Origin of the sequence: Streptomyces griseobrunneus (assembly GCF_046713465.1) — a bacterium.
Taxonomy (GTDB): Bacteria; Actinomycetota; Actinomycetes; order Streptomycetales; family Streptomycetaceae; genus Streptomyces; species Streptomyces microflavus.
This window is the reverse complement of the sequence record NZ_CP177080.1, coordinates 579,953-600,343: the sequence shown is the minus strand read 5'-3', so window position 1 is coordinate 600,343 and position 20,391 is coordinate 579,953. Positions and strand designations below refer to the sequence as shown.

General features: G+C 74.8%; 15 protein-coding genes. 11 read left to right on the top strand and 4 right to left on the bottom strand.

Annotated features, from left to right (window positions below; all coding sequences use genetic code 11):
• Positions 1-80 precede the first annotated feature (80 nt).
• Positions 81-1,346, bottom strand: coding sequence for a hypothetical protein (locus ACK8N7_RS02910; protein ID WP_403218428.1), 1,266 nt, complete (start codon positions 1,344-1,346; stop codon positions 81-83).
• A 175-nt stretch (positions 1,347-1,521) separates the two neighbouring features.
• On the opposite strand from ACK8N7_RS02910, the gene ACK8N7_RS02905 reads away from it, so the two are divergent.
• The 11 genes from ACK8N7_RS02905 (at position 1,522) to ACK8N7_RS02855 (ending at position 14,999) form a co-directional block, all read left to right on the top strand.
• Positions 1,522-2,502 carry an ABC transporter substrate-binding protein gene (locus ACK8N7_RS02905; RefSeq protein WP_403218427.1) on the top strand — a complete coding sequence of 327 codons (981 nt, stop codon included), beginning with the start codon at positions 1,522-1,524 and terminating at the stop codon, positions 2,500-2,502.
• An 86-nt stretch (positions 2,503-2,588) separates the two neighbouring features.
• Positions 2,589-3,626, top strand: a complete 1,038-nt coding sequence (locus ACK8N7_RS02900; RefSeq protein WP_500445663.1) for a FecCD family ABC transporter permease — start codon at positions 2,589-2,591, stop codon at positions 3,624-3,626.
• Positions 3,623-4,678 (top strand): FecCD family ABC transporter permease, encoded by a 1,056-nt coding sequence (locus ACK8N7_RS02895; protein WP_403218426.1) that lies wholly within the window; start codon positions 3,623-3,625, stop codon positions 4,676-4,678. Before ACK8N7_RS02900 ends, ACK8N7_RS02895 begins: the two co-directional genes overlap by 4 nt.
• 58 nt (positions 4,679-4,736) lie before the next feature.
• A complete protein-coding gene (locus ACK8N7_RS02890) occupies positions 4,737-5,600 on the top strand; it encodes an ABC transporter ATP-binding protein (RefSeq protein WP_403218454.1) in 864 nt (287 codons plus the stop codon).
• Between the two features lie 65 nt (positions 5,601-5,665).
• Complete coding sequence (amiA, locus tag ACK8N7_RS02885; RefSeq protein ID WP_015613003.1) at positions 5,666-5,800, top strand: streptamidine family RiPP; 135 nt, start codon at positions 5,666-5,668, stop codon at positions 5,798-5,800.
• Positions 5,801-5,926: 126 nt separating this feature from the next.
• Entirely contained in the window at positions 5,927-6,769 is an 843-nt protein-coding gene (locus ACK8N7_RS02880) for a hypothetical protein (RefSeq protein ID WP_500440735.1), read from the top strand.
• A 47-nt stretch (positions 6,770-6,816) separates the two neighbouring features.
• Positions 6,817-8,385, top strand: coding sequence for a CocE/NonD family hydrolase (locus ACK8N7_RS02875; protein ID WP_500445661.1), 1,569 nt, complete (start codon positions 6,817-6,819; stop codon positions 8,383-8,385).
• Positions 8,382-9,749 (top strand): YcaO-like family protein, encoded by a 1,368-nt coding sequence (locus tag ACK8N7_RS02870; protein ID WP_500440733.1) that lies wholly within the window; start codon positions 8,382-8,384, stop codon positions 9,747-9,749. Before ACK8N7_RS02875 ends, ACK8N7_RS02870 begins: the two co-directional genes overlap by 4 nt.
• Positions 9,750-9,763: 14 nt before the next feature.
• Complete coding sequence (locus ACK8N7_RS02865; RefSeq protein ID WP_500440731.1) at positions 9,764-11,179, top strand: nitroreductase family protein; 1,416 nt, start codon at positions 9,764-9,766, stop codon at positions 11,177-11,179.
• Entirely contained in the window at positions 11,176-12,915 is a 1,740-nt protein-coding gene (locus ACK8N7_RS02860; RefSeq protein WP_500440729.1) for an ABC transporter ATP-binding protein/permease, read from the top strand. The genes ACK8N7_RS02865 and ACK8N7_RS02860 overlap by 4 nt, the downstream gene beginning before the upstream one ends.
• A 158-nt stretch (positions 12,916-13,073) precedes the next feature.
• On the top strand, positions 13,074-14,999 hold the full coding sequence (locus ACK8N7_RS02855) for an ABC transporter ATP-binding protein (RefSeq protein ID WP_500445659.1): 1,926 nt from the start codon (positions 13,074-13,076) through the stop codon (positions 14,997-14,999).
• On the opposite strand, the gene ACK8N7_RS02850 is transcribed toward ACK8N7_RS02855, so the two are convergent.
• The 3 genes from ACK8N7_RS02850 to ACK8N7_RS02840 all read right to left on the bottom strand — a co-directional run bounded on the left by ACK8N7_RS02850 (position 14,917) and on the right by ACK8N7_RS02840 (position 20,331).
• On the bottom strand, positions 14,917-17,445 hold the full coding sequence (locus ACK8N7_RS02850) for a SpoIIE family protein phosphatase (RefSeq protein ID WP_500440727.1): 2,529 nt from the start codon (positions 17,443-17,445) through the stop codon (positions 14,917-14,919). The two genes, ACK8N7_RS02855 and ACK8N7_RS02850, sit on opposite strands and share 83 nt — an antisense overlap.
• Before the next feature lie 241 nt (positions 17,446-17,686).
• The gene (locus ACK8N7_RS02845) at positions 17,687-18,928 is read right to left on the bottom strand and encodes a glycoside hydrolase family 26 protein (RefSeq protein WP_403218420.1); all 1,242 of its coding nucleotides are present in this window, start codon (positions 18,926-18,928) and stop codon (positions 17,687-17,689) included.
• Positions 18,929-19,050: 122 nt separating this feature from the next.
• Positions 19,051-20,331 (bottom strand): cytochrome P450, encoded by a 1,281-nt coding sequence (locus ACK8N7_RS02840; protein ID WP_403218419.1) that lies wholly within the window; start codon positions 20,329-20,331, stop codon positions 19,051-19,053.
• Positions 20,332-20,391: the final 60 nt, after the last annotated feature.

Here is a 20,391-nt window from a genome sequence, read left to right as displayed (position 1 = left end):
GGGGTCCGGTGCTGCCGACTGCCGTCGACCGTATATGGAAATGGAAGTCGTTTCCAAGTTGTAATCCGCAGGGTGGCCGGTCACCGTCCCACCGGGTCGGCGTGCGCGCCGTCGCCCGGGGTGACCAGGGCGAGGTGACCGCCGTCGTCCAGCGGGGTGGGGAGCGTGAGGGTGGTGACCGGCTCCGCCCGGTCGGCGTCGAAGACGTGGACCTCCCCGTGGCCTCCCCGGCTCACCGCGACCAGGCCGGCGCCGGGGGAGGCGGCGACCGCCCGCCGCTGGACACCGTCCCACGGGGTTCCGCCGCGCCGGGGCGCCCCCGCCATCGCGGGGAGCGGGAGGCGGGCGGCGATGTGCGGCCGGGCCCCGGGGGTGGCCGGTGCGGCCAGCAGAATCAGCTCGTCGCCGTCCGGGTGGACGCGGGAGTACGCGATGTGGCGGGCGGTCACCGCGAGCCGGAACACCAGTCCGGGGCCCAGCTCCAGCCTCCCCGTGGTGTCGGTGTCGAGCCGGTGCCACCAGGCGTCGTTGGTCCACTCCGGCCACTGCCCCGGCGCGGTGGGCCCGCCGCGCACGCAGGACCAGAGGGTGCGCCGTACGGGATCGAGCCGCAGGTAGTAGCCCCGGCCGCCCGTGCGCCCGTCGGCGGCCCACGGCAGGGGCGGCTCCGCCGCGAGCTCCTCGCCGTCGTGCCGGACCCGGTGCACCCCCGAGCCCGCCGCCGCGAACACCCGCCCGGTGACCGGGTCGTAGGCGTCCCCGTGCCCGTCGGCATCCGGCAGCCCGATGCGCCGGACGGGCTGTGCGGGCGGGCACGAAGGGGGTGCGGCCATCAGGTCGCGGTGCCGGTGGACCAGGAGTTCGCCGGGCTCCCGGTGGCGCAGCACCACGAGCGGCGACGGCCCGCCGAGGACCGTCACCCCCGGCTCGCCGGTGCGCCCCCGTACGCGTACGGCGACGGCACCGTCCGGTGCGTCGAGGTCGACGGCGGTCAGGAGCCCGGTCCAGGCCTCCTCGTTGCGCCCGAGGCCGGTGGTCACCGCGAGGTGCCGGCCGCCCGGCGCGGCCGCCAGATGCTCGGCGGGTACGGCGACCGGTATCCGGCGCCGGATCAGGGGCCGGCCCGTGTCGGGGCCGTACGGATCGAGGACCAGCAGCTCGCCCGCCCGGTCGTCCACGCAGGCGACCAGGTCGTCCGGGAGGGCGAGGAACCCTGCGTGTTCGGCGAGGTGCCGGTGGTGGAGCACAGCCCGCTCGTCACCGTCCGGGAGGTCCAGCAGGCTGATCCGGCCCGCGACTTGGTCGGCGACCAGGAGGCGGGGCGGCAGGTGGGGCGGGTGGGGCATGGCGATCTCCTGAGAACGGTCGGTCGGGTCCGGAGGTACGGCGGGAAGCCTTGGCCCGCTTTATTGGAAATGATAATCATGTGTAAGGTTCCGCTCTGTGGTGGGGACGGCTCCCGGGGCCCCGCCGTCGCATCTGCCTCCTCCCCGGGGCCGTACAGAATCTGAGAGACAGCCGATGCCACGAACCGCACTGAGAGTCCGCCGCTGGGCCGCGATCGCCGTACTGGGAGGGCTGCTGGCCGGCTGCGGCACCACGGGCGACGCGTCCGGGGGCGCCGAACCGGCCGCCGGGGCCGGGCCGAGCACCAGCACCGAGGTGCGGCCCATCGAGGCGGCCACCCGGATCACCGACACCAAGGGCGTCACGGTCTCCCTGGAGAAGTCCCCGCAGAAGATCGTCTGCCTGGTCGCCCTCTGCGACGACATCCTCGTCGAGCTGGGCATGACCCCCACCGCCACCAACTCCGCGGTGCTCGCGAGCCCCGGGTTCCTGGGCAAGGAGAAGGCGGCGAAGGTCCCCGTCGTGCCCGGCGGCTTCCTCAGCCCCGAGGTCGAGGCGATCCTCTCCCACCGGCCCGACCTGGTGATCGGCCTGGAGGACACCCACGGCAAGCTCGCCCCCGCACTGAAGGGCGCCACCACCTTCTGGCCCGTACAGCCCGGCTCCTGGCAGGACAGCGTCGGCTACCTGCGGGACCTGGCCGCGCTCACCGGCCGTACGGAGGAGGGGGAGAAGGCCGAGAAGACCTTCCGTACCCGGCTGGCCCGGGCCGAGCAGGCCAGGAGCGACAAGACCGCGCTCATCATCTTCGGCAGCGACGAGAACTTCGGCGTGGCCACCCCCGAGACCGACGTGGCGGCCGGGCTCTTCCCGAAGATCTCCCACTACCCCTGGAAGAGCAGGGGAGTCGACGGCTCCTACAGCCTGGAGGAGATCCTCGCGCGGGACGTCGACGTCCTCTTCGTCGAGACGCTCTCCTTCGGCGCACCGGACGGCAAGCTCTCCGACAAGCTCGCCGACAACCCGCTCTGGTCGCGGATCCCGGCGGTGAAGAACGGCAAGGTCATCGAGGTCGATTCCGAGGTCTGGGCCAAGGGGCGCGGCACCCGGTCCCTGGGCCTCGTCCTCGACGAGGCGACGGCCGCACTGCGGTGAGGGGCCGCACCACGGCGGCGACCGGCCGCACCGCGGTGACCGGTCATGGGGCAGGAGCCGGCCGCACCGCGGTTCGGCGGCTGCCCGTGGCGCCGGTCTGCCTGACGGTGGCGGCGGTGGTGAGCGCGGTGTGCGCCCTCAGCCTCGGCACGCCGTACGTCCCGCCCGGCCGGCTCCCCGCCACCCTAGGGTCCGACGGCCTCGCCGGGCTCGTCGTCACCGAACTGAGGCTGCCCCGCCTGGTGTTGGCCCTGATCGCCGGCGCCTGTCTGGGCGCCGCCGGACTGGTCCTCCAGGAGGCGCTGCGCAATCCGCTCGCCGTCCCCGAGATGCTCGGAGTCTCCTCCGGGGCCGCGCTGGGGGTGGCGGCACCGCTGGTGCTCGCCCTCTCCGTACCGCTCGGCCTCCAGCCCTTCCTGGCCCTGGCCGGGGCCGCGTTCGGTGGGCTGCTCACCCTGGTCGCCGCCGGGTTCGGGCGCAGCCCGTCGTCCGTGCTGCTGACCGGGGCCGCCGTCGCCGCCGCGCTCCAGGCCGGACTGCTGGTGCTCATGGTGATGGCCGACCAGCTCGACCTCCAGCTCATCTACCGCTATCTGCTGGGCAGTCTCTCCGCCCGCACCTGGGACGACGTCACCGGTCTGCTGCCCTGGCTCGCCGTGGCAGTGCCGGCGCTCGTGCTCTGTGTGCCGGTGCTCGGTGTGCTGCGGCTCGGCGACGACGACGCCCGTGCGCTCGGCGTACGCGTCGAACGCGCGCGGGTCGCCGCGCTCGGCATCGCCGTCGTCCTGATCGCCCCCGTCGTGGCGGTCTGCGGCCCGGTCGCCTGGGTCGGCTTCCTCGCCCCCCACCTCGCCCGGCGGCTGCGCCCCGACGGCGGGGCCGCGGGCTGGCTCGTCCGGTCCGCCCTGTGCGGGGCGGTCGTGGTGCTCTGCGCCGACCAGCCCGCTCGGCTGGCGCTCGCCCCCGTCGAAACACCCGTCGGGGCGTGGACGGCCCTGGTCGGCGTGCCGGTCGGGGTGGTGCTGCTCAAACGGGGGCGGCGGGCGGTGGCGGACCGGAGACCCACCGGGGCCGCACCGCCGGTCGACGGGCCCGTGCCCCTCCTGCGGAAGGCGCAGCGATGAGCGTCCTGGAAACCGCGCCCGGCCCGGCCCGGCGGGCATGGCGCTCACCGGCCGTCCGGATGGGCGCCCTGGCGGCGCTGGCCGCACTGGTCGCCTGCGCGGACCTGTTCGCGGGGCGGGGTGTCACGGGCGAGGGGGTACGGGCCGTGCTCCTCGGTGCCGACGATCCACTTGCCGAACACATCGTCCTCCAACTCCGGCTGCCCCGGCTGCTGGTGGCGCTGGTCGCCGGTGCGAGCCTGGGCGTCGCGGGGCTCGTTCTCCAGTCGGCCCTGCGTAATCCGCTGGCCGGGCCCGAGGTCACCGGCGTCACACCCGGCGCTGTCCTCGGAGCGGTCGCCGCCACCGGTCTCGGCCTCGCCGGGTGGGACTCACCGACGGCGGTCGTCGTGGCGGCCTGTCTCGGGGGCTTCGCGGGCGCGGGGCTGCTGTGGCTGCTCGCGGGGCGGGAGAAGGGGGACCCCGAGCAGACCGCCGTGTACGGCGTACTGGTGTCGGCGGTCCTCGCCGGTCTCACCGCCGTCGTCCTCCTGGTGGCCCCGGGCGAACTCGGCAGCGTCGTCCAGTGGTTGATCGGCTCCACCGAGGGGCGGGTCTGGCCCCACTGGAACCTGCTGTGGCCGTGGGCGGCGGCGTGGGGAGCCGCCGCCTGGCTGCTCTCCGCGCCGCTGACCCTGCTGCGCTGCGGCGACGAACAGGCCGCCGCCGCCGGGCTGGACGCCGGGCGGGGCCGCGCCGCCGCGCTCGTGTGTGCGGTGGCCCTGACGGCCGGGGCGGTCTCGGCGGTGGGGGCGCTCGGCTTCGTGGGCCTGCTGGTGCCGCATCTGGCGCTGGCCGTCTTCGGGGCCGACCTGCGCATCGCCCTGCCCGGCGCCGCGCTGCTCGGCGCGGTGGTGGTGTGCGGGGCGGACGCGGCGGCCCAACTGGTCTCCCGGCTGCTGGTGGTGGCGCTCGACGCGGACCGGCTGACCCTGCCGGTCGGCGCGCTGACCACCTTCGTCGGGGCCGGGCTGCTGCTGGTCGTGGCGCGACGACGGACGGACGAACGGTGATGGGGAGGAGGCCGGCATGGCGCGTACGAGAGATGTCACGGCGGACGGGAAGAACGGCATGACGGAGGCACCGGACGGGATGGACCGAGTGGCGGGATCACCTGACGTGGTCCGGGCGGAGCGGCTCAGCTTCGGATATCCGGGGCGCGAGGTGCTGCGCGGGATCGACCTGAGTATCGGAGCGGGCGAACTCGTCGCCCTCATCGGCCTGAACGGCTGCGGCAAGAGCACCTTCCTCAAGCTCGCCGCCGGACTGCTCACCCCGAGCGCGGGCCGGGTCCTGCTCGAAGGGGATGACGCGGCGCGCCTGCCCAGACGGGCCGCGGCCCGCCGGGTGGCGCTGCTCCACCAGTCGGCTCCCGCCGTACCGGCGCTGACCGTACGGCAATTGGTCCGCCAGGGCCGTTACGCCACCAGGGGGCCGCTCGGGATGCTGCGGGACGGCGACGACGAGGTGACGGCCCGGGCGCTCGCCGACGTCGGCGTCACCGGCTGGGCGGACCGGCCGGTGGACGCGCTGTCCGGCGGTGAGCGGCAACGGGTCCGGCTTGCCATGGCGCTGGCCCAGGACGCCCCCGTCCTCTTCCTGGACGAGCCCACCACCTATCTCGACCTGCGGCACCAACTGGAGGTGCTCCAGACCGTCGTACGGCTGCGCGCCGAGCGGCGGCTCACGGTCGTGATGGTGCTGCACGACCTCAACCACGCGGCGCGGTTCGCCGACCGGATCGTCGCACTGCGCGAGGGACGCGTCGCGGCGGACGGCCCTCCCGGGGAGGTGGTCACGGAGCGGCTGCTTGCCGAAGTCCTGGGCGTGCGGGGGCGGGTGGGGGCCGATGCCGAGGGCGGCTGGCCCGTCTGTTACCCAGATCACCCTCTCGATCCGCTCCAGCTATTGCGGAATGAAAATCATATTCATTAGTGTCTGTGGTGCGGCAAAGAACGGCGTCGCAACCACCCAACCGATCCGAATGGAGGCTTCAACTCATGGAGCACAACAAGGTGTTCAGCCCGATCGCCGACCAGGGCCAGCTCGCCCACCTCTCCGCCACCCACTCGAACGCCCTCGTCGAGAACCCCTTCGACGACGCCGTCGAGGCCGACACCGCGGACGAGAAGTAGGCGGCACCTGCCGCTGAGGCAGGCTCCCGCACCTCGCGTGGCGGGCCCGTCCGGGCAACCCCCGGACGGGCCCGTCCCGTTCGCACCACCTGCTCACCCCCGTACCACGCCCCTCGGAGGCCCCCCGTGAACCGCAGTCGACTCGCTCCCGGCGCCGGGATCGTCACCGTCCCCGGTGGCCTGCCCGTACTCCGCACCTCTGGAGGGGAGTTCCTGCGTATCGACACCGGCCGCACGGACGCGGGGGAGCTCGTCGCCCGGCTGACACCGGGGGAGGGGGAGCACGCGGATTCAGCCGAACTCGGCCGTTTGGTGGCGGCGTTCGAGGAGGCCGGGCACGCGGTGACCGAACCCCGCCGCCCACCGCTCACCGGGCGGACCCTCCACCTCCTGGGCGACCCCGTACTCACCGGACCGCTTTCCCGGTTCGCCGCTGCGGAAGGGGCCGAGGTCCACCCCGCCACCGCCGCCGACGTGGCCGGGCTCGCGGGGCGCCGGGACACCGCCCTCGTCTGGTGCCTCGACTCGCCCGTACCCGAAGGGCTGTGGGACGAAGCCGACCGGCTGCCCGCCCGTTACACCGCCTGGCTGCGCTGCCACCGCGAAGGCGCCCACACCTGGATCGAGCCCCTCGCCTCAACCCCCGGCGACGTCACCGCCGCCCACGTCCGCCGGCGCAGACTCGCGGCGACCGCCGCCCACCGTGAACTCGCCGCCTACTGGGCCGGCCACCGCACCCCCGACACCGGACCGCACCCCACCGAGGCGTCCGCGGCCCTGATCGCGGCGCTGCTCACCGCCGACCTGATCACCTGGGCGAACGGCGAGCAGCCCCGGGGAGCCGCCCTTCCCGCCCGCCGCCGACTGCGCCGGATCGACCTGCGCGACCTGACCGTCACCGAGCACCCCGTGCTCCCCGTACCGGAGGTCGCCCCGCTGCCCGCCCCCACCGCAAGGGCCACCGCATGAACACCGCCCACCGCGAGGGCGGCCACGTGAGCACCGAGGGCGGCCGCATGAACACCCCCCACCACTACGGCCACCGCGCGAACACCGCGACCGTGTACGTCCCCGCCCCGGACGGCACCCCGCTCGCCACCGACCTCCGCCTGCCGGACACACCCGGCCCCCACCCCACCGTGGTGATCAGAACCCCCTACGGCCGCACCGCCCACCACGCCGAGCTGCGCGGCTGGGCGGCCCACGGATTCGCCGCCCTCGCCCAGGACGTACGCGGCCGGCACGGCTCACCGGGAGCGTGGCACCCCTACGGGAATCACGAGGAGGGCGACGGCGCCGCGACCGTGGCCTGGGTGCGCGAGCAGGTGTGGAGCGACGGCGGCCCGGTCGTCGCCGCCGGTTCCTCCTACGCCGCCCACTGCGCCCTCGTCACCGCGCTCGGCGCCCCCGGCGACGGACGGCCCGACGCCGTCATCGCCGCCGTCCCCGCCCTCGGCCTCGCCGAGACCGCCCGCGAACCAGCGGGCCCCGAACGGCTCCGGGCCCGGGCGGGCTGGTGGGCCGCGCACGGCGACCGCCCGGACTCCGCACCCGACGCCCTGGCCCACGCCCTCGCCGACGATCCCCGGCTCCTGGAACACCTCCCGGTCACCCGGCTCGCCGACCGTCTCGGCCGCGCCCTGCCCTCCTGGCCCGGCCTCTGGGACGAGTGCCCGCGCGGCCGGATCGTCCTGCGCGGCGCCGCCTCCCGCCTCCCGCTTCTCGCCGTCGGCGGCACCCGCGACCCCTTCGCCGAGGACACCGTGGCACTGTGGAGCGGCTGGGGCGGACCCGCCCGCCTGCTCCTCGGCCCGTGGGGCCACCGCCTCACCGCGGACCGGCCCGAGATCGCGGCGGACCGCATCAACCTCGGTACGCTGTACGTACGGTGGGCCCGCGCCGCCCTCGCGGGGGCGCTGGAGCCCGAGCGCCGCGGCGTGATCACCCTCGGCGGCAGCGGCCGGTGGCACCGCGTACGGCATGACACCGCACGCGGGCCGGGGGAGGCCTCCACCCGCACCACCACCTGGGCCTTCGACGCCCCGACCGGCCTGCGGCTGCTGCACGGAGCCGAGTTCACCGCCGACCCGGCCCACCCCGTGCGCTCCGACGACCTGGCCGTCCCGGGCGGCAGCGACCCCGCCGACCGCTGCCTCCTCCTCTCCCCGCCCCTGCCCCGCCCACTGGACCTGGCCGGGCCCGCCACCGCCCGGATCCACGCCGCCGCCGACACCCCCGGCGCCGACTGGGCCGTACGCCTCACCGCGCTCGACCCGGCCGGGCGTGCGGAGCCGCTCGCCTTCGGCATCGTCCGGCGCGCCGACCCGCCCGGGGAAGCCGTGGAGATCACCGTGCCGCTCGGCACGCTGGGCCGCCGGCTTCCCGCCGGGACCCGGCTGCGCGCGGAGATCGCCGGACACCACTTCCCCGCCCACGCCCGCAACCCGCACACCGGCGAGAACCCGGTGACCGCCACCCGACTCGCCCCGTCCCGCAGAGCCGTCACGGCCCGGGGGAGCGCCCTGCACCTGACCGTCGTCGCCCGGCGTCGTTACGTCGAGCCCGTACCGGAGATATGCCGTTGACCAGCACCTTGCCCATCGAAGCCCTGGTCGACCCGGTCTGCGGGTTGATCCGCGGTGTCGAGCCCGTCGAGCACCCGGCCGGCGCGCCGCCCCGCTACACCGCCGTAACCGCCGAGGTCGCCGACGCCCGACGCCTCGGGGCCTGGCCGGCCGACCGGGTCTCGCTCGGCACCACCTTCGGGGACCCCGAAGGCGCCAGGATCGCCGCCGTCGCCGAGGCCGTGGAACGCTACTGCGGCAACCGCGTCCCGCCACCCAACCACCCCGACGCGCCCCGCAGGGCCACGGCAGCCGAACTGACGGCGGAGGGACTGCGGCTGTACGGGCCCGGGGCGGTGCCCTCGTACGCCTCCTGGCAGCACGAGCGCCCAGGCTTCCCGTACGCCGAACTCACCCCCGACACAACGGCACTCTGGACGCCGGGCACCGAGGACGGACAACCCTGCTGGGCACCCGTAGCCCTCACCCATCTCAACTGGCGCCAGGGCGAGCTGCGTTCGCTTCCCCGCACCCACCACCTCAACTACGCGGGCATAGCCACCGGTCAGGGCTTCCACGACGCCGTCGAGCGAGGGCTGCTCGAAGTCGTGGAGCGCGACGCCCTGGAGCTCTGGTGGCACCTGGACGGACCGACCCGGGGCATCGACCCGGCGAGCGTTCCCGGCCTCACCGAGGACCTGGCCGGCGCCGAACTGGACGTCCACATCGTGGAGATGCCCTCCGAGTTCGCCCCCTGCGTGGCCGCCCTGGTCCACGACCCCCGGCGGGGCATCCACGCCGCCGGGTTCGCCTGCCGGTACGACCCGGCGGAGGCGGCCCGCAAGGCGGTCCTGGAGGCCGTGCACACCTGGGTGTTCACGCAGGGCGCGGTGGACGCCGACGGCTGGGTCCACCGCTCCGTGGAGGCCGGTCTCTTCGCCCGTGGCCTCTACCTGGACCACCGGGCCGACCGGCGCTACCTCGACGACTGCGGGCCGCAGTTCGCCGCCGTTCGCGACCTCGGCGCCCATGTGCAGGTCTGGCTCGACGACCGGATGACCCCCCTGTCCCGACGCTTCACCGAACCCGCCGGGGGAACCGTCCCCGTCACCGAGGTCACCCCCGGCAACAGGTCCGCGCTTGACGCGGCGCTGGGCGCAGGCGGCCACCGCGTGATCACCGTGGACCTGACGACCGAGGACGTCGCCGAAACCGCCCTCCGTGTCGCCCGCGTCCTGGTCTCCGGCCTGGTCCCCAACGCCCCTGCCGCCTTCGGCTACTTCGGCTGCCCGCGCTTCGCCCGGGCCGCGCTCGACCGGGGCTGGCGCGCCCAACCTCCCACCGGCCCTGCGGACTTCACCCTCGCACCACCGCCGCACATGTGAAGGAGCGTGCCCGCATGTCCCAGGCTCCTCCGGCAGCCACCGACTTCCTGCCCCGCGCCCTCGCGGACGCCAGGTCACCCCGCGTGCCGAGCACCGCCCCCTACCAACCGGAGCATCCCTTCCCCTGGGGCGGCCCGGCGCTCTCCCTGAACGAGAGCGGGGGCGGGGCCGGGGACGGAAAGACGGTGGACCTGGAACGTGCCCTGCGGCTGTCGCTCGCCGTGCCCCACGGGACGCCGGGCCGACTGCGGCCCGTGGCCTCGGCAGGCGCCCTCCACCCCGTGCGGGCTCATCTGCTCCTCGGCCCGGGCTGCTCGCTGCCGCCCGGACGGTACGCCTACGATCCGCACACCCACCGCGCCCACCCGCGCGGCCCGGGCCCCGCCGACGCGCCCCCGGGAGCCGTCGTCGTCCTCACCGTCACCGCCGCCCGAACCGTCGCGCACTACGGACACCGGGCCTGGCCGCTGCTCCTGCTGGACGCGGGCCATGCCGCAGCCGCCCTGGCGATCGCCGCCGCCCCGGCCGGTGTACGGGTCTCGCTCGACGCGGAAGGCGCCGAGCTCTCCGCGGCGGCGGGGCTGCCCCGCGCGGCCGAATGGCAGGCGCGTCGGCCCGGGACCGAACCCGAACTTCCCCTCGCAGCGCTCTGGTTGCGGCCCGCGCCGGGGCTCGTCCCCCCGACTGCCGCACTGGCCGCATGGGCCCCGCTGCCCTGCGCCTTCGCCCCGGTGCCGCAACCGGTCGCAGGGACCGTCTCGCCGCGTGAACTCGACTCTGTCCGCAGCCTGTTGGCGTACGTCACGGCAGAGCCAGGCTCCACCTGGTACCCGGCCCGCCGCCCGGCCCCGGTGACGGACGAGACCCTCCGTACACGAAGGAGCGCGGCCCCCTCCGGCCTGGCGCAGCCACCCGCCCCTGACCTGCTCGCCCGGGTCCTGGCCACCGCCGGGGGCGCCCGGCCGGACGGCCCGGCCTGGGCCGCGGCGGTCGGCGGCGACGCCCCGGGGCTCCTGACGACCGCCGGCACCCTGGCCTCCGGTGACGCGCGCCCCACCCTCGCCCGCTGGGCGGCGGGCCAGCAGTGGATCGGCAAAGCGGGCGCGGTGCTGGTCGCCCACGGCTGCCCCGCCGACGCCCCACCGGCCCTGATCCGCGGCAGCCACCTCGCCGCCGGTTACGCCGCCGGCGTCGCCCAGGCCCACGCCACCGCCCTCGGCCTCGGCTCGCGCCCCATCGGCTCCTGGCAACAGGCCGACCTCGGTGCCGCACTCGGCGACGCCCCCGGACACGACTGGATCGTCCACGGCCTCGCCCTCGCCGGCCCCCCGGGGAAGGGCGGCCCACCAGGCCACACCCCTCCGGCCCCGTCCGCACCACCGGCCCCATCGGCCCCAACGACCCTGTCGGGCAAGGAAGAACGCCCATGATGCTCCACCCCGAACTCCTGCGCGCCGCCCGGACCGCCCGCCGCCCCCTCGGCCGGGCGACCGCGTTGCTCGCCGCTGTCACTCTCACCCACCTCGCCCAGGCCGTCCTGCTCGCCGTCGTCCTCTCCCGGATCGCCCAGGGCGACGCCTCCGGCCTCGCACCGCTCCTCCTGTCCGTGCTCGCCGTCGTCCTCGTCCGTGCCGCGCTCGGCCGCGCCCAGCGCCTGACCGCCGTCACGGCGGGCGCCGCCGTCCGGATCCGGCTCCGTGACACCCTGCTGGCCCGCCTCGGTGAACTCGGGCCCACCGCGGTCACCGGTGCGCGGGCCGGAGCCGTACGCGCCACGCTCGTGGACGGCGTCGAAGGGGTGGACGCGTACGTCTCCCGCTACCTCCCCCAGGCGCTCATCACCTCCGCCGTCCCGCCGCTGCTGCTCGTCGCCGTCGCGCTCATTCAGCCGTACGCCGCCCTCGCCCTCGGCCTCGCCCTGGTGCTCGCGCTCTTCGGACCGCGCTGGTGGGACCGGCTGCTCGCCCGACGCGGCAAGGAGCACTGGGACTCCTACGAAGCCCTCGCCGCCGACTACCTGGAGGCCCTGCAAGGCATGGCCACCCTGCGCGCGGCCGGGGCCGTGGGCCGGGTACGGGACAGGCTGGAGAAGCGTTCGGCGGCGCTCCACCGCGCGACCGTCGCCAAACTGCGGGTCTCGCTCGTCGACACCGGCCTCACCGACCTCGCCGTGCAGGGCGGCACCGTGGCCGCCGTCCTGGTGGCGTGCTCCTCGGCGGCCACCGGGCGCACCGCCGCCACCGGGACGTACCTCCTGCTCATGCTCGCCTCCGAGTGCTTCCGCCCCGTCCGTGACCTCTCCCGCGAATGGCACGCGGGCTACCTGGGGGTCTCGGCCGCCGACGGCATCGCCGCCCTGCGCACCGCCGAACCCGCCGTCGCCGACCGGGGCACGGTGGAGGCGCGCTGGGACACCGCCCCCGAAATCCGTTTCACGGACGTCCACTTCACCCACCCGTCGAGCGAGCGACCCGCCCTGGACGGCATCACGTTCACCGCACCCGCCGGGCGCACCACCGCGATCGTCGGGCCCTCCGGTGCCGGGAAGTCGACCCTGGTGAGCCTGCTGCTGCGCCAGCGCGACCCCGACAGCGGCCGCGTCACGATCGCCGGGACCGGGACCGCCGCGTACAGCCTCGCCTCGCTGCGCCGGGGGATCGCCGTCGTCTCCCAGGAGACGTACCTCTTCCACGCCACGATCGCCGAGAACCTGCGCATCGTCCGGCCCGCCGCCACCGACGAACAGCTGCGCGCCGCCGCCCGGACGGCGGGCATCGACCAGGAGATCAGCGCGTTCCCCCAGGGGTACGCCACCCTCGTCGGCGAACGCGGCGCCACGCTCTCCGGCGGTCAGCGCCAACGGCTCGCCCTCGCCCGCGCCCTCCTCGCCGACGCACCGGTCCTGATCCTGGACGAGGCCACCAGCGCGGTGGACGAGCGGGGCGAGGCCCGGATCGTACGGGAACTGCTCGCGGCGAGCCGGGGCCGAACCTGCCTCGTCGTCGCCCATCGGCTCGACGCCGTGCGCCACGCCGACCACATCGTCGTCCTCGACGGCGGCCGGGTCGAGGAATCCGGCGACCACAGAGGACTGCTGGCGGACGGCGGGGTCTACGCCTCGCTCGTCGCGGCGGGCCGCCCCGCCCAGGAGGAGCACGCCGCATGACACCACCCGAGCCCACCTCCGCCGGGGGCCGTACTCCGTTGTCCGTACCGGAGTCCGCGCCTTCCGGGGGCCGCATGTCCCTGTCCGTACCGGAGTCCGCGCCTTCCGGGGGCCGCATGTCCCTGTCCGCACCGGAGTCCACGCCTTCCGGGGGCCGCATGTCCCTGTCCGCGCCCGAGCCCGCCCCCTCCGGGGGCCGCACGCCCCTGTCCGCACCGGAGCCCACCCCCTACGAGGGCCGCACCCCCCTGTCCTCGCCCGGAAAGCCCCCAGCCCCCTACGACACCGGCGCCCTCCGCTCACTCCTCCCCGTCCTCGGCGCCCACCGCGCCACCGTCCTGCGCACCTGCCTCGCCGCCCTCGCCGACCAGGCAGCTCTCGTCGCCCTAGTCGCCCTCGCCGCGCACACCGTGGGCACGGCGGCCATCGATCACCGGCCCCCGTCGCCCGGCACCGTCGCCGTCCTCATCGGGCTCGTCCTGCTCAGGGCGCTCGCCACCTGGCGGGAGATGGACCTCTCGCACGACCTCGCCTACCGGGTCCTGGCCGAACTGCGGGTCCGGGTCTTCGACGGGCTCGCCCGCTCCGCCCCCGCCCGGATCGCGGGGCGCCGCAGCGGTGACCTCGCGGCGACCGCCCTCGGCGACGTGGAGGCGCTGGAGTTCTTCTACGCCCACGCCATCGCCCAACTCCTCGCCTCCGGGCTCGTGTTCGCGGCGGCCGCGACCGTGCTGGGCGTCCTCGGGCCGTGGCTGCTCCTCGCCGTCGTGCCCGCCGCCCTGCTGCTCCTGTGGTCGCCGTTGCTGGAGGCACGGGGGCGGGCCGAGCGCGGGGCGCGGACCCGGGCCGCGCTCGCCGAACTCTCGGCGGAGAGCGTGGAGACCGTCGACGGTCTCCGTGAGCTGCTGATGGCGGGCGCCCTGGACCGCACACGGGCCCGGCTGCGCTCCGGCGGCCGGCGCCTCGCCCGTGCCCAGCGCGCCGAGCAGTCCTGGGAGACGGGGGCAGGCGCGGCCCGCGACCTGCTCGTCGTCGCCGCCGTCATCGGGGTGGTCGCGGCCGCCGCCCACGCGGCGGCCGGCGGCCGGCTCGACGGGGCCTGGACCCCGGCGGCCATGGCTCTCGCCCTCGGCGCCCTGGCCCCGGTGGCCGAATCGGCGGCCGCGCTGGGCCGGGCGGGCAGCCTGCGCGCCGCCGCCGCCCGGGTCCGCGCGGCCGTCAACGCCCCCGCCGGAGCCCCCGCACCAGCCACCCCGCTCCCCGCCCCGGCGGGCCCGCTCGGCCTGCGGCTGAGCGGCGTACGGTTCGGCTACGGTGGCGCCCCCGTCCTGGACGGGCTCCACCTGACCGTGCGGCCGGGCGAGACGGTGGCCCTCGTCGGCGCCTCGGGGGCCGGTAAGACGAGCTGCGCCCACCTCCTCGCCCGCTACTGGGACCCGCAGGACGGCACGGTGGAGCTGGTACCCCAGGCCGCCGCCGACCCCGTCGATCTGCGGGACCTCGCCGAGGACGACCTGCGGGCCGCCGTGTGCGTGGTCGGCCAGGAGGCCCCGCTCTTCCACGGGACCCTCGCCGAGAACCTCCGCCTCGGCGCCCCCCACGCCACCGACCGGGAACTGGCCGCCGTCGTCCGCATCTGCGGCCTCACCCCCGTCGCCGACGCCCTGCCCCAGGGCCTGGACACCCCCGTCGGCGAACGCGGTGCGACCCTCTCCGGCGGCCAGCGCGCCCGGGTCGCCCTGGCCAGGGGGCTGCTCGCCCGCCCCCGGATCCTCGTCCTCGACGAAACCACGGCCCACCTGGACCACCGGGGCGACGCGGAACTGGCGCGGGCGCTCACGGCGGACTCCCGGGCCCGTACCCGTACCACACTGATCATCGCCCACCGCCCCGCAACCGTACGCAGGGCCGACCGCATCGCGGTCCTGGAGGGCGGACGCATCGTCGAGGAGGGCACCTGGGACGAACTGATCCGGGCGGGCGGCGCGCTGACCCGGCTGCTCAGCCGGAAGGGGGAGGCACGGCAGGAGACCCGGCAGGAGGCACGGACGGCGGCGACGGGAGACTCTGCTCCGCCCAGATGATCTTCCCCCGGTGTGTGTACCGGGTGCCCCAGCGGCGGGCGAGCTGGGCGACGAGAAAGAGACCGCGCCCTCCCTCGTCCGTCGTGCGGGCGTGCCGCAGCCGCGGGGTGGTGCTGCTGGCGTCGGACACCTCGCAGGTCAGCACGGACTGCAGCAGCAGCCGCAGCCGTACGGGACCGGAGGCGTACCGGATCGCGTTGGTCACCAGCTCGCTGACGATCAGCTCCGTCGTCATCGTCAGCTCGTCAAGACCCCACACCTCCAGCTGGCGGGCCACCTTGTTCCGGGTCGCGCCGACCGCCGCCGGGTCCACGGGCACGTCCCACGAGACCAGCCGGTCGGGGCTCAGCGCGTGGGTCCGGGCGAGCAGGAGCGCGATGTCGTCCGGCTGCGGAACGGGCAGCAGTTCCTTGACCACCGCCGCGCACAGCTCGTCCAGCGGCAGCCCTTCCCGCGACACGGCCCGGCCCAGCCGGACCATCCCCTGCTCGACGTCCTTCTCGGGGCCCTCGATGAGACCGTCGGTGTAGAGACCGAGCAGGCTCCCCTCGGCCAGCTCCACATCGATGGACTCGAAGGGGAGCCCGCCCAGCCCCAGCGGCGGACCGGAAGGAAGGTCGGGGAAGCTGACCGCGCCCTCCGGGGTGACGACCACCGGCGGCGGATGCCCGGCCCGGGCCATCGTGCAGCACCGGCTCGCCGGATCGTAGACGGCGTAGAGACAGGTGGCGCCCAGCACCGTCGTGCCGCCCCGGTCCGCCTTCCCACCCTTCGGCTCCTCCTCGCTCAGCCGCATGACGAGATCGTCCAGACGGGCCAGCAGCTCGTCGGGGGCGAGGTCCATGTCGGCCAGCGTCTGCACGGCGGTCCGCAACCGGCCCATGGTCGCGGCGGCGCTGATGCCGTGCCCCACCACATCACCGATGACCAGGCCGACCCGGGCCCCGGACAGCGGGATCACATCGAACCAGTCGCCCCCGACCCCGTCCTTCGCGTCCGCCGGGAGGTAGGAGGAGGCCACGTCCAGCGCCGTCCCGCCGCGCAAGGTGTGCGGCAGCAGGCTCTCCTGGAGGACCAGCGCCGCCGTGTGCTCCCGGGTGTAGCGGCGGGCGTTGTCCACGCACACCGTGGCCCGGGCCACCAGCTCCCGGGCCGGCGCCACATCGTCCTCGTGGAAGGGGACCGGGTTCTGCGACCGCATGAACGTGGTGAGCCCGAGAACGGTGTCCCGCGCCCGCATCGGTACGGAGATGAGCGAGTGCAGCCCGAACTCACGGATCCGGGCGGCCCGCGCCGGCTGCTCCACGGCCCACGTGCGGCTGTCCGGGTCGAGCAGCGGAAGGAGGACCGGGTCACCGTCGAGAAGGAAGTGGGTGTCGTGCGGCGGCGGTACGAAGTCGACGCTCTCCCCGACCCGTACCACCGCCTCCGGACATCCCTCGCGCACCGAACTCATCCCCATCCGGCGCATCGGCGGCCTGCCGCCCCGCAGCTCCGCGCCGAGCAGCGGGACGCCCGGCCGGTCCCGGCCCAGCGGCGTCTCCAGCAGATCGACGAAGACGAAGTCGGCGAAGCGGGGCACCGCGAAATCGGCCAGTTCCTGGGCCGTGCGCTGGACGTCCAGGGTGGAGCCGATACTGGCCCCCGCCTCGTTGACGAGCGCCAGCAGCCTGCGCGCGTTCCACCGGTCGGTCACGTCCAGCACCATGTAGCCGATGCCGATCCGGTTCTCCTCGGTGTCCGCCAGCGGGAAGAACGAGCTCGAATAGGCCCGCCTGCGGTTCGGGTCGGACCAGCTCCAGCCCAGGTACTCGTAGTCGGTGACCGGCACACCGGTCGCCAGGACCTGCCGCATCAGCCGCTCGATGGGTGCCGCGAGCAGCCCGGGCAGCACATCCACGGGCCTGCGCCCCAGCCGCTGCTCCCGGGGGACTCCGCCGAACCGCTCCAGGGTGTCGTTGAGCCAGATGTAGCGCAGTTCCGGATCCAGCACCGCCATGCCCACCGGCGACCGGGTCAGGAACCCCTCCAGTACCGATCCGTCCACCGTCCACTGCGGGGTGCGCTCCCGTCCGGAGACCAGGAAGCCCTCGCGCCCGGCGATCAGGAACGAGGCGGAGACCCGTACGTCGACGTCGATCCGCCGGTCGTCCCGGGCACGCAGGGCGATCAGCCCGCTCCACCCCGACCCGCCGCGACTACGGGCGGCGACCGCCGCCGTACGCCGGGGATCCGGGGACCCGGCCACCAGCAGGGCGGCGGACCGGCCGACCATCTCGGCCGCCGCGTACCCGAGCAGGGCCTCCGCCCCACGGGTCCAGCCGATGACCGTGCCGTCCCCGGCGATCACCGCCACCGCGTCGTCGCTCAGCTGCACGGGGCCCCGCGGATCCGCGGAGGGCAGCGAGCCGGGCCCCGCCGGGGGGCCCTCGTCGGCGGATGCCATGCACCTCACCACCATCTCTAGGTTTCCATGGTCGCGCGTCACTCCCGAGTACGCACCGCCCCGCTCCCCGGCCGGGGACGCCGCACGGGCTTTCGCCCGTTCGGCGGCGTGACGCGGCAGGCGGTGTCCCCGTTGGGGGAGTGACAAGCGGTTGCTTGCCCACCTGCCCCCGCGCTGGACCCGTGTGGGTGGACGGCTCCGGCCCCCGTGAGGGGAGCCGGAGCCGTTTCCGTACGCGCGGTCAGTAGCGGACGCAGATCCTGCGTTCCTTCAGCCACTGGCCCAGCCAGTCCCCGAACGGCACGGTGATGCACCACCGGCGGGTGACCGGCGGCTCGGGAGCCGTGGGCGTGGGCTGCACCGACGGTGTGGGCGACGGCTGTACGGCCGGCGGGGCGGACGGGGTCGGCGTCGGGGACGGGCTCGGGGCCGTGGTGGGAGGCGCGCTCGGGGCGGGCTTCACCGGTGCGGCCATCTCGGCGAGCTTCGTCCGGAAGACCCGTGAGGACCGGGGATTGCTCTTGCACTGCCACACACCGTGCGGGCAGTAGTCCGTGATCGTCTGGTACAGCGGCTGGTGCCGGTCGATCCAGTCGAGCATCCGCCGCATGTACTCCGGGTTGTCACCGTTGCGGAAGAGCCCCCACTCCGGGAACGAGATCGGCTTGCCGCGCTCCGCCGCGAAGTCGACGTGCTTCTGGAGCCCGTAGGGATCGTTGATCTGGTCGTCGAAGGACTCGCCCGGCGGCTGGTCGTAGGAGTCCATGCCGATGATGTCGACGACGTCGTCACCCGGGTAGCACTCGGTCCAGGGCACCGCGTCCCGTCCCCGGCTGGGCGTGAAGTCGAACCGGAACTCCTGGCCGGGCACCTCGCGCATCGCCGTCACGATCCGCTGCCAGTACGCCTTCCAGGACGCGGGATCAGGGCCGCAGCGGTGGGTGTAGGTGGTGCCGTTCATCTCCCAGCCGAGCACGATCACCGTGTCCGGCACCCCCAGGGAGACCAGGCGCTCCGCCAGCCTGGTGAAGTGCTGGTCGAAGTCGCCCGCGGCTCCCGACCGCAGCAGGCGGCGGACCTGGGCGTCCGGGACGCGCTCCTCGTTCCGCTCCAGCATGGGGACGTTGAGGACGAACATCCGGTCCTTGTCCGCCTTGCGCCAGGTGGCCCAGGAGTCCAGGAAGTCGGGGGTGCCCTCGATGTTCACCCACAGGTCGCCCGGCAGGTAGGTGTGCCCGACCCGCAGCTCCGCGCCGCCGAGCCAGCGGGACAGATCGGCCATCCGCCGCACGCCGGCCGGCCCGTAGTCCAGATAGGCGCCGTGCGCGGTGGAGCCGCCGTCCCTGCTGCCCTGCGGCCCCGGGGCGGCGCTGTCGACGGAATCGGTGCCCGGCGGCAGCTGGCCCGCGATGCCGCCGCCCGCCAGGAGACTGAGAACAGCCGCGGCGATACACGTGGTGATGAGTCGGCGCTTGGCCGGCATGACTCCTCCTGGCTGCAAGGAATTCAGGCCGGATCGGCCCGATGGGGAGAGAGTTTCATCATCCTGCACCGCACGCGAATAGAGCGGTCCATTTATCGTATTCGGCGTTGCGAACGGTCCGTTCAGGTGATGGTGGGGCCGAAGATGAACGGCAGGGAACCGACGCGGTTGTCGAAATTCGAATCGACCAGCAGGGGATCGCCCGTCTGCCGGATGACGGACCGTCGGGTGAGCAGCTCCCTGAACAGGGCCGTCATTTCGAGCCGGGCCAGGTGGGCGCCGAGGCAGTGGTGGGGGCCGCCGCCCCCGTAACCCAGGTGCGGATTCGGCGACCGGGTGATGTCGAAGAGATCCGGACGGGTGAAAACTGATTCATCGCGATTGGCTGACGCGTAGAGCAGTGAGACCTTCTCGCCGGGAAGAAAGGTCCGGCCGCCCAGCGGGAATTCCGAGACGACGGTCCTGCGGAACTGGATGATCGGCGTCGAATGGCGGACGATTTCCTCGACGGCACCGCCGATGTACCGGTCGAAGTCCGACCGGAGGAGTTCCTGTTGCTCCGGGTGCCGGTCCAGCAGGGACAGCCCGTGCGCGATCGCGTTACGGGTGGTCTCCACCCCGGCCACGAGCAGCAGCGAGAAGAAGGCGCCGAGGTCCCGAGAGGAGAGCGCGTCGCCGTCGATGTCCGCGCACACCAGGGCCGAGACGAGGTCGTCCTGCGGGTGGCGGCGCCGTTCCCGGGCCAGGCGCGCCATGACGAGCTGCATCCGGGCGAGGGAGGCGGTCCCGCGGCCGGGGATCCGGAGCCTGGCCCGGCCCCGGCGCGCGACGCCCACCTGCTCGGAGGCGTGGTCGATCTGCTCCGCGATCCGCGGCCGGTACGACACCGGGATGCCCATCAGGTCGCAGATCACCTCCAGCGGCAGCCGTGAGGCCGCCGACGGCATGAAGTCGCCCGGGCGCTCGGCGATCATCCTGTCGACCAGACGCCCGGCCAGCCGGCCGATGTTCTCCTCGGTGGCGGCGAGCAGCCGGGGGGTGAAGCGACGGGAGATCATCCGGCGCAGTGCCGCGTGCTCGGGCCCGTCCATGTTGACCATCGAATTCCCGAACAGCGCCTTGGCCCAGCCGGCCGGCTCCGGGGTGGTGACCCCGGGAGCGCTGGCGAAGACCTTCGGGGTGCGGCTCGCGGTCAGCACATCCGCGTGGCGCACCAGGGCGTAGAACGGTTTGCCGGAGGTACGGGCGGTGCCCGGCCGGGGGGTGAACAGCACGGGTGCCTCCAGCTCCCGCAGCCGGGCGAAGGCGCCGAGCCGCTCCGGGCGCGGCAGCCGCCAGAAGGCCGGGTCGGCGAGATCGATGTGTGCCGCACGGTCACCGGACACCTGATTCGGAACGGTCATGTCCATCCACCTCCACGAGTTCGCCAGGTCATCGTCGGGTCCGGCGCGCACGGCACGGCG

Coding starts and splice junctions, on each gene's coding strand:
- ACK8N7_RS02855 (WP_500445659.1), top strand. CDS start 13,074: ATGTCCCTGTCCGCGCCCGAGCCCGCCCCCTCCGGGGGCCGCACGCCC.
- ACK8N7_RS02905 (WP_403218427.1), top strand. CDS start 1,522: ATGCCACGAACCGCACTGAGAGTCCGCCGCTGGGCCGCGATCGCCGTA.
- ACK8N7_RS02890 (WP_403218454.1), top strand. CDS start 4,737: ATGACGGAGGCACCGGACGGGATGGACCGAGTGGCGGGATCACCTGAC.
- ACK8N7_RS02860 (WP_500440729.1), top strand. CDS start 11,176: ATGATGCTCCACCCCGAACTCCTGCGCGCCGCCCGGACCGCCCGCCGC.
- ACK8N7_RS02895 (WP_403218426.1), top strand. CDS start 3,623: ATGAGCGTCCTGGAAACCGCGCCCGGCCCGGCCCGGCGGGCATGGCGC.
- amiA (WP_015613003.1), top strand. CDS start 5,666: ATGGAGCACAACAAGGTGTTCAGCCCGATCGCCGACCAGGGCCAGCTC.
- ACK8N7_RS02865 (WP_500440731.1), top strand. CDS start 9,764: ATGTCCCAGGCTCCTCCGGCAGCCACCGACTTCCTGCCCCGCGCCCTC.
- ACK8N7_RS02845 (WP_403218420.1), bottom strand. CDS start 18,928: ATGCCGGCCAAGCGCCGACTCATCACCACGTGTATCGCCGCGGCTGTT.
- ACK8N7_RS02850 (WP_500440727.1), bottom strand. CDS start 17,445: ATGGCATCCGCCGACGAGGGCCCCCCGGCGGGGCCCGGCTCGCTGCCC.
- ACK8N7_RS02910 (WP_403218428.1), bottom strand. CDS start 1,346: ATGCCCCACCCGCCCCACCTGCCGCCCCGCCTCCTGGTCGCCGACCAA.
- ACK8N7_RS02875 (WP_500445661.1), top strand. CDS start 6,817: ATGAACACCCCCCACCACTACGGCCACCGCGCGAACACCGCGACCGTG.
- ACK8N7_RS02840 (WP_403218419.1), bottom strand. CDS start 20,331: ATGACCGTTCCGAATCAGGTGTCCGGTGACCGTGCGGCACACATCGAT.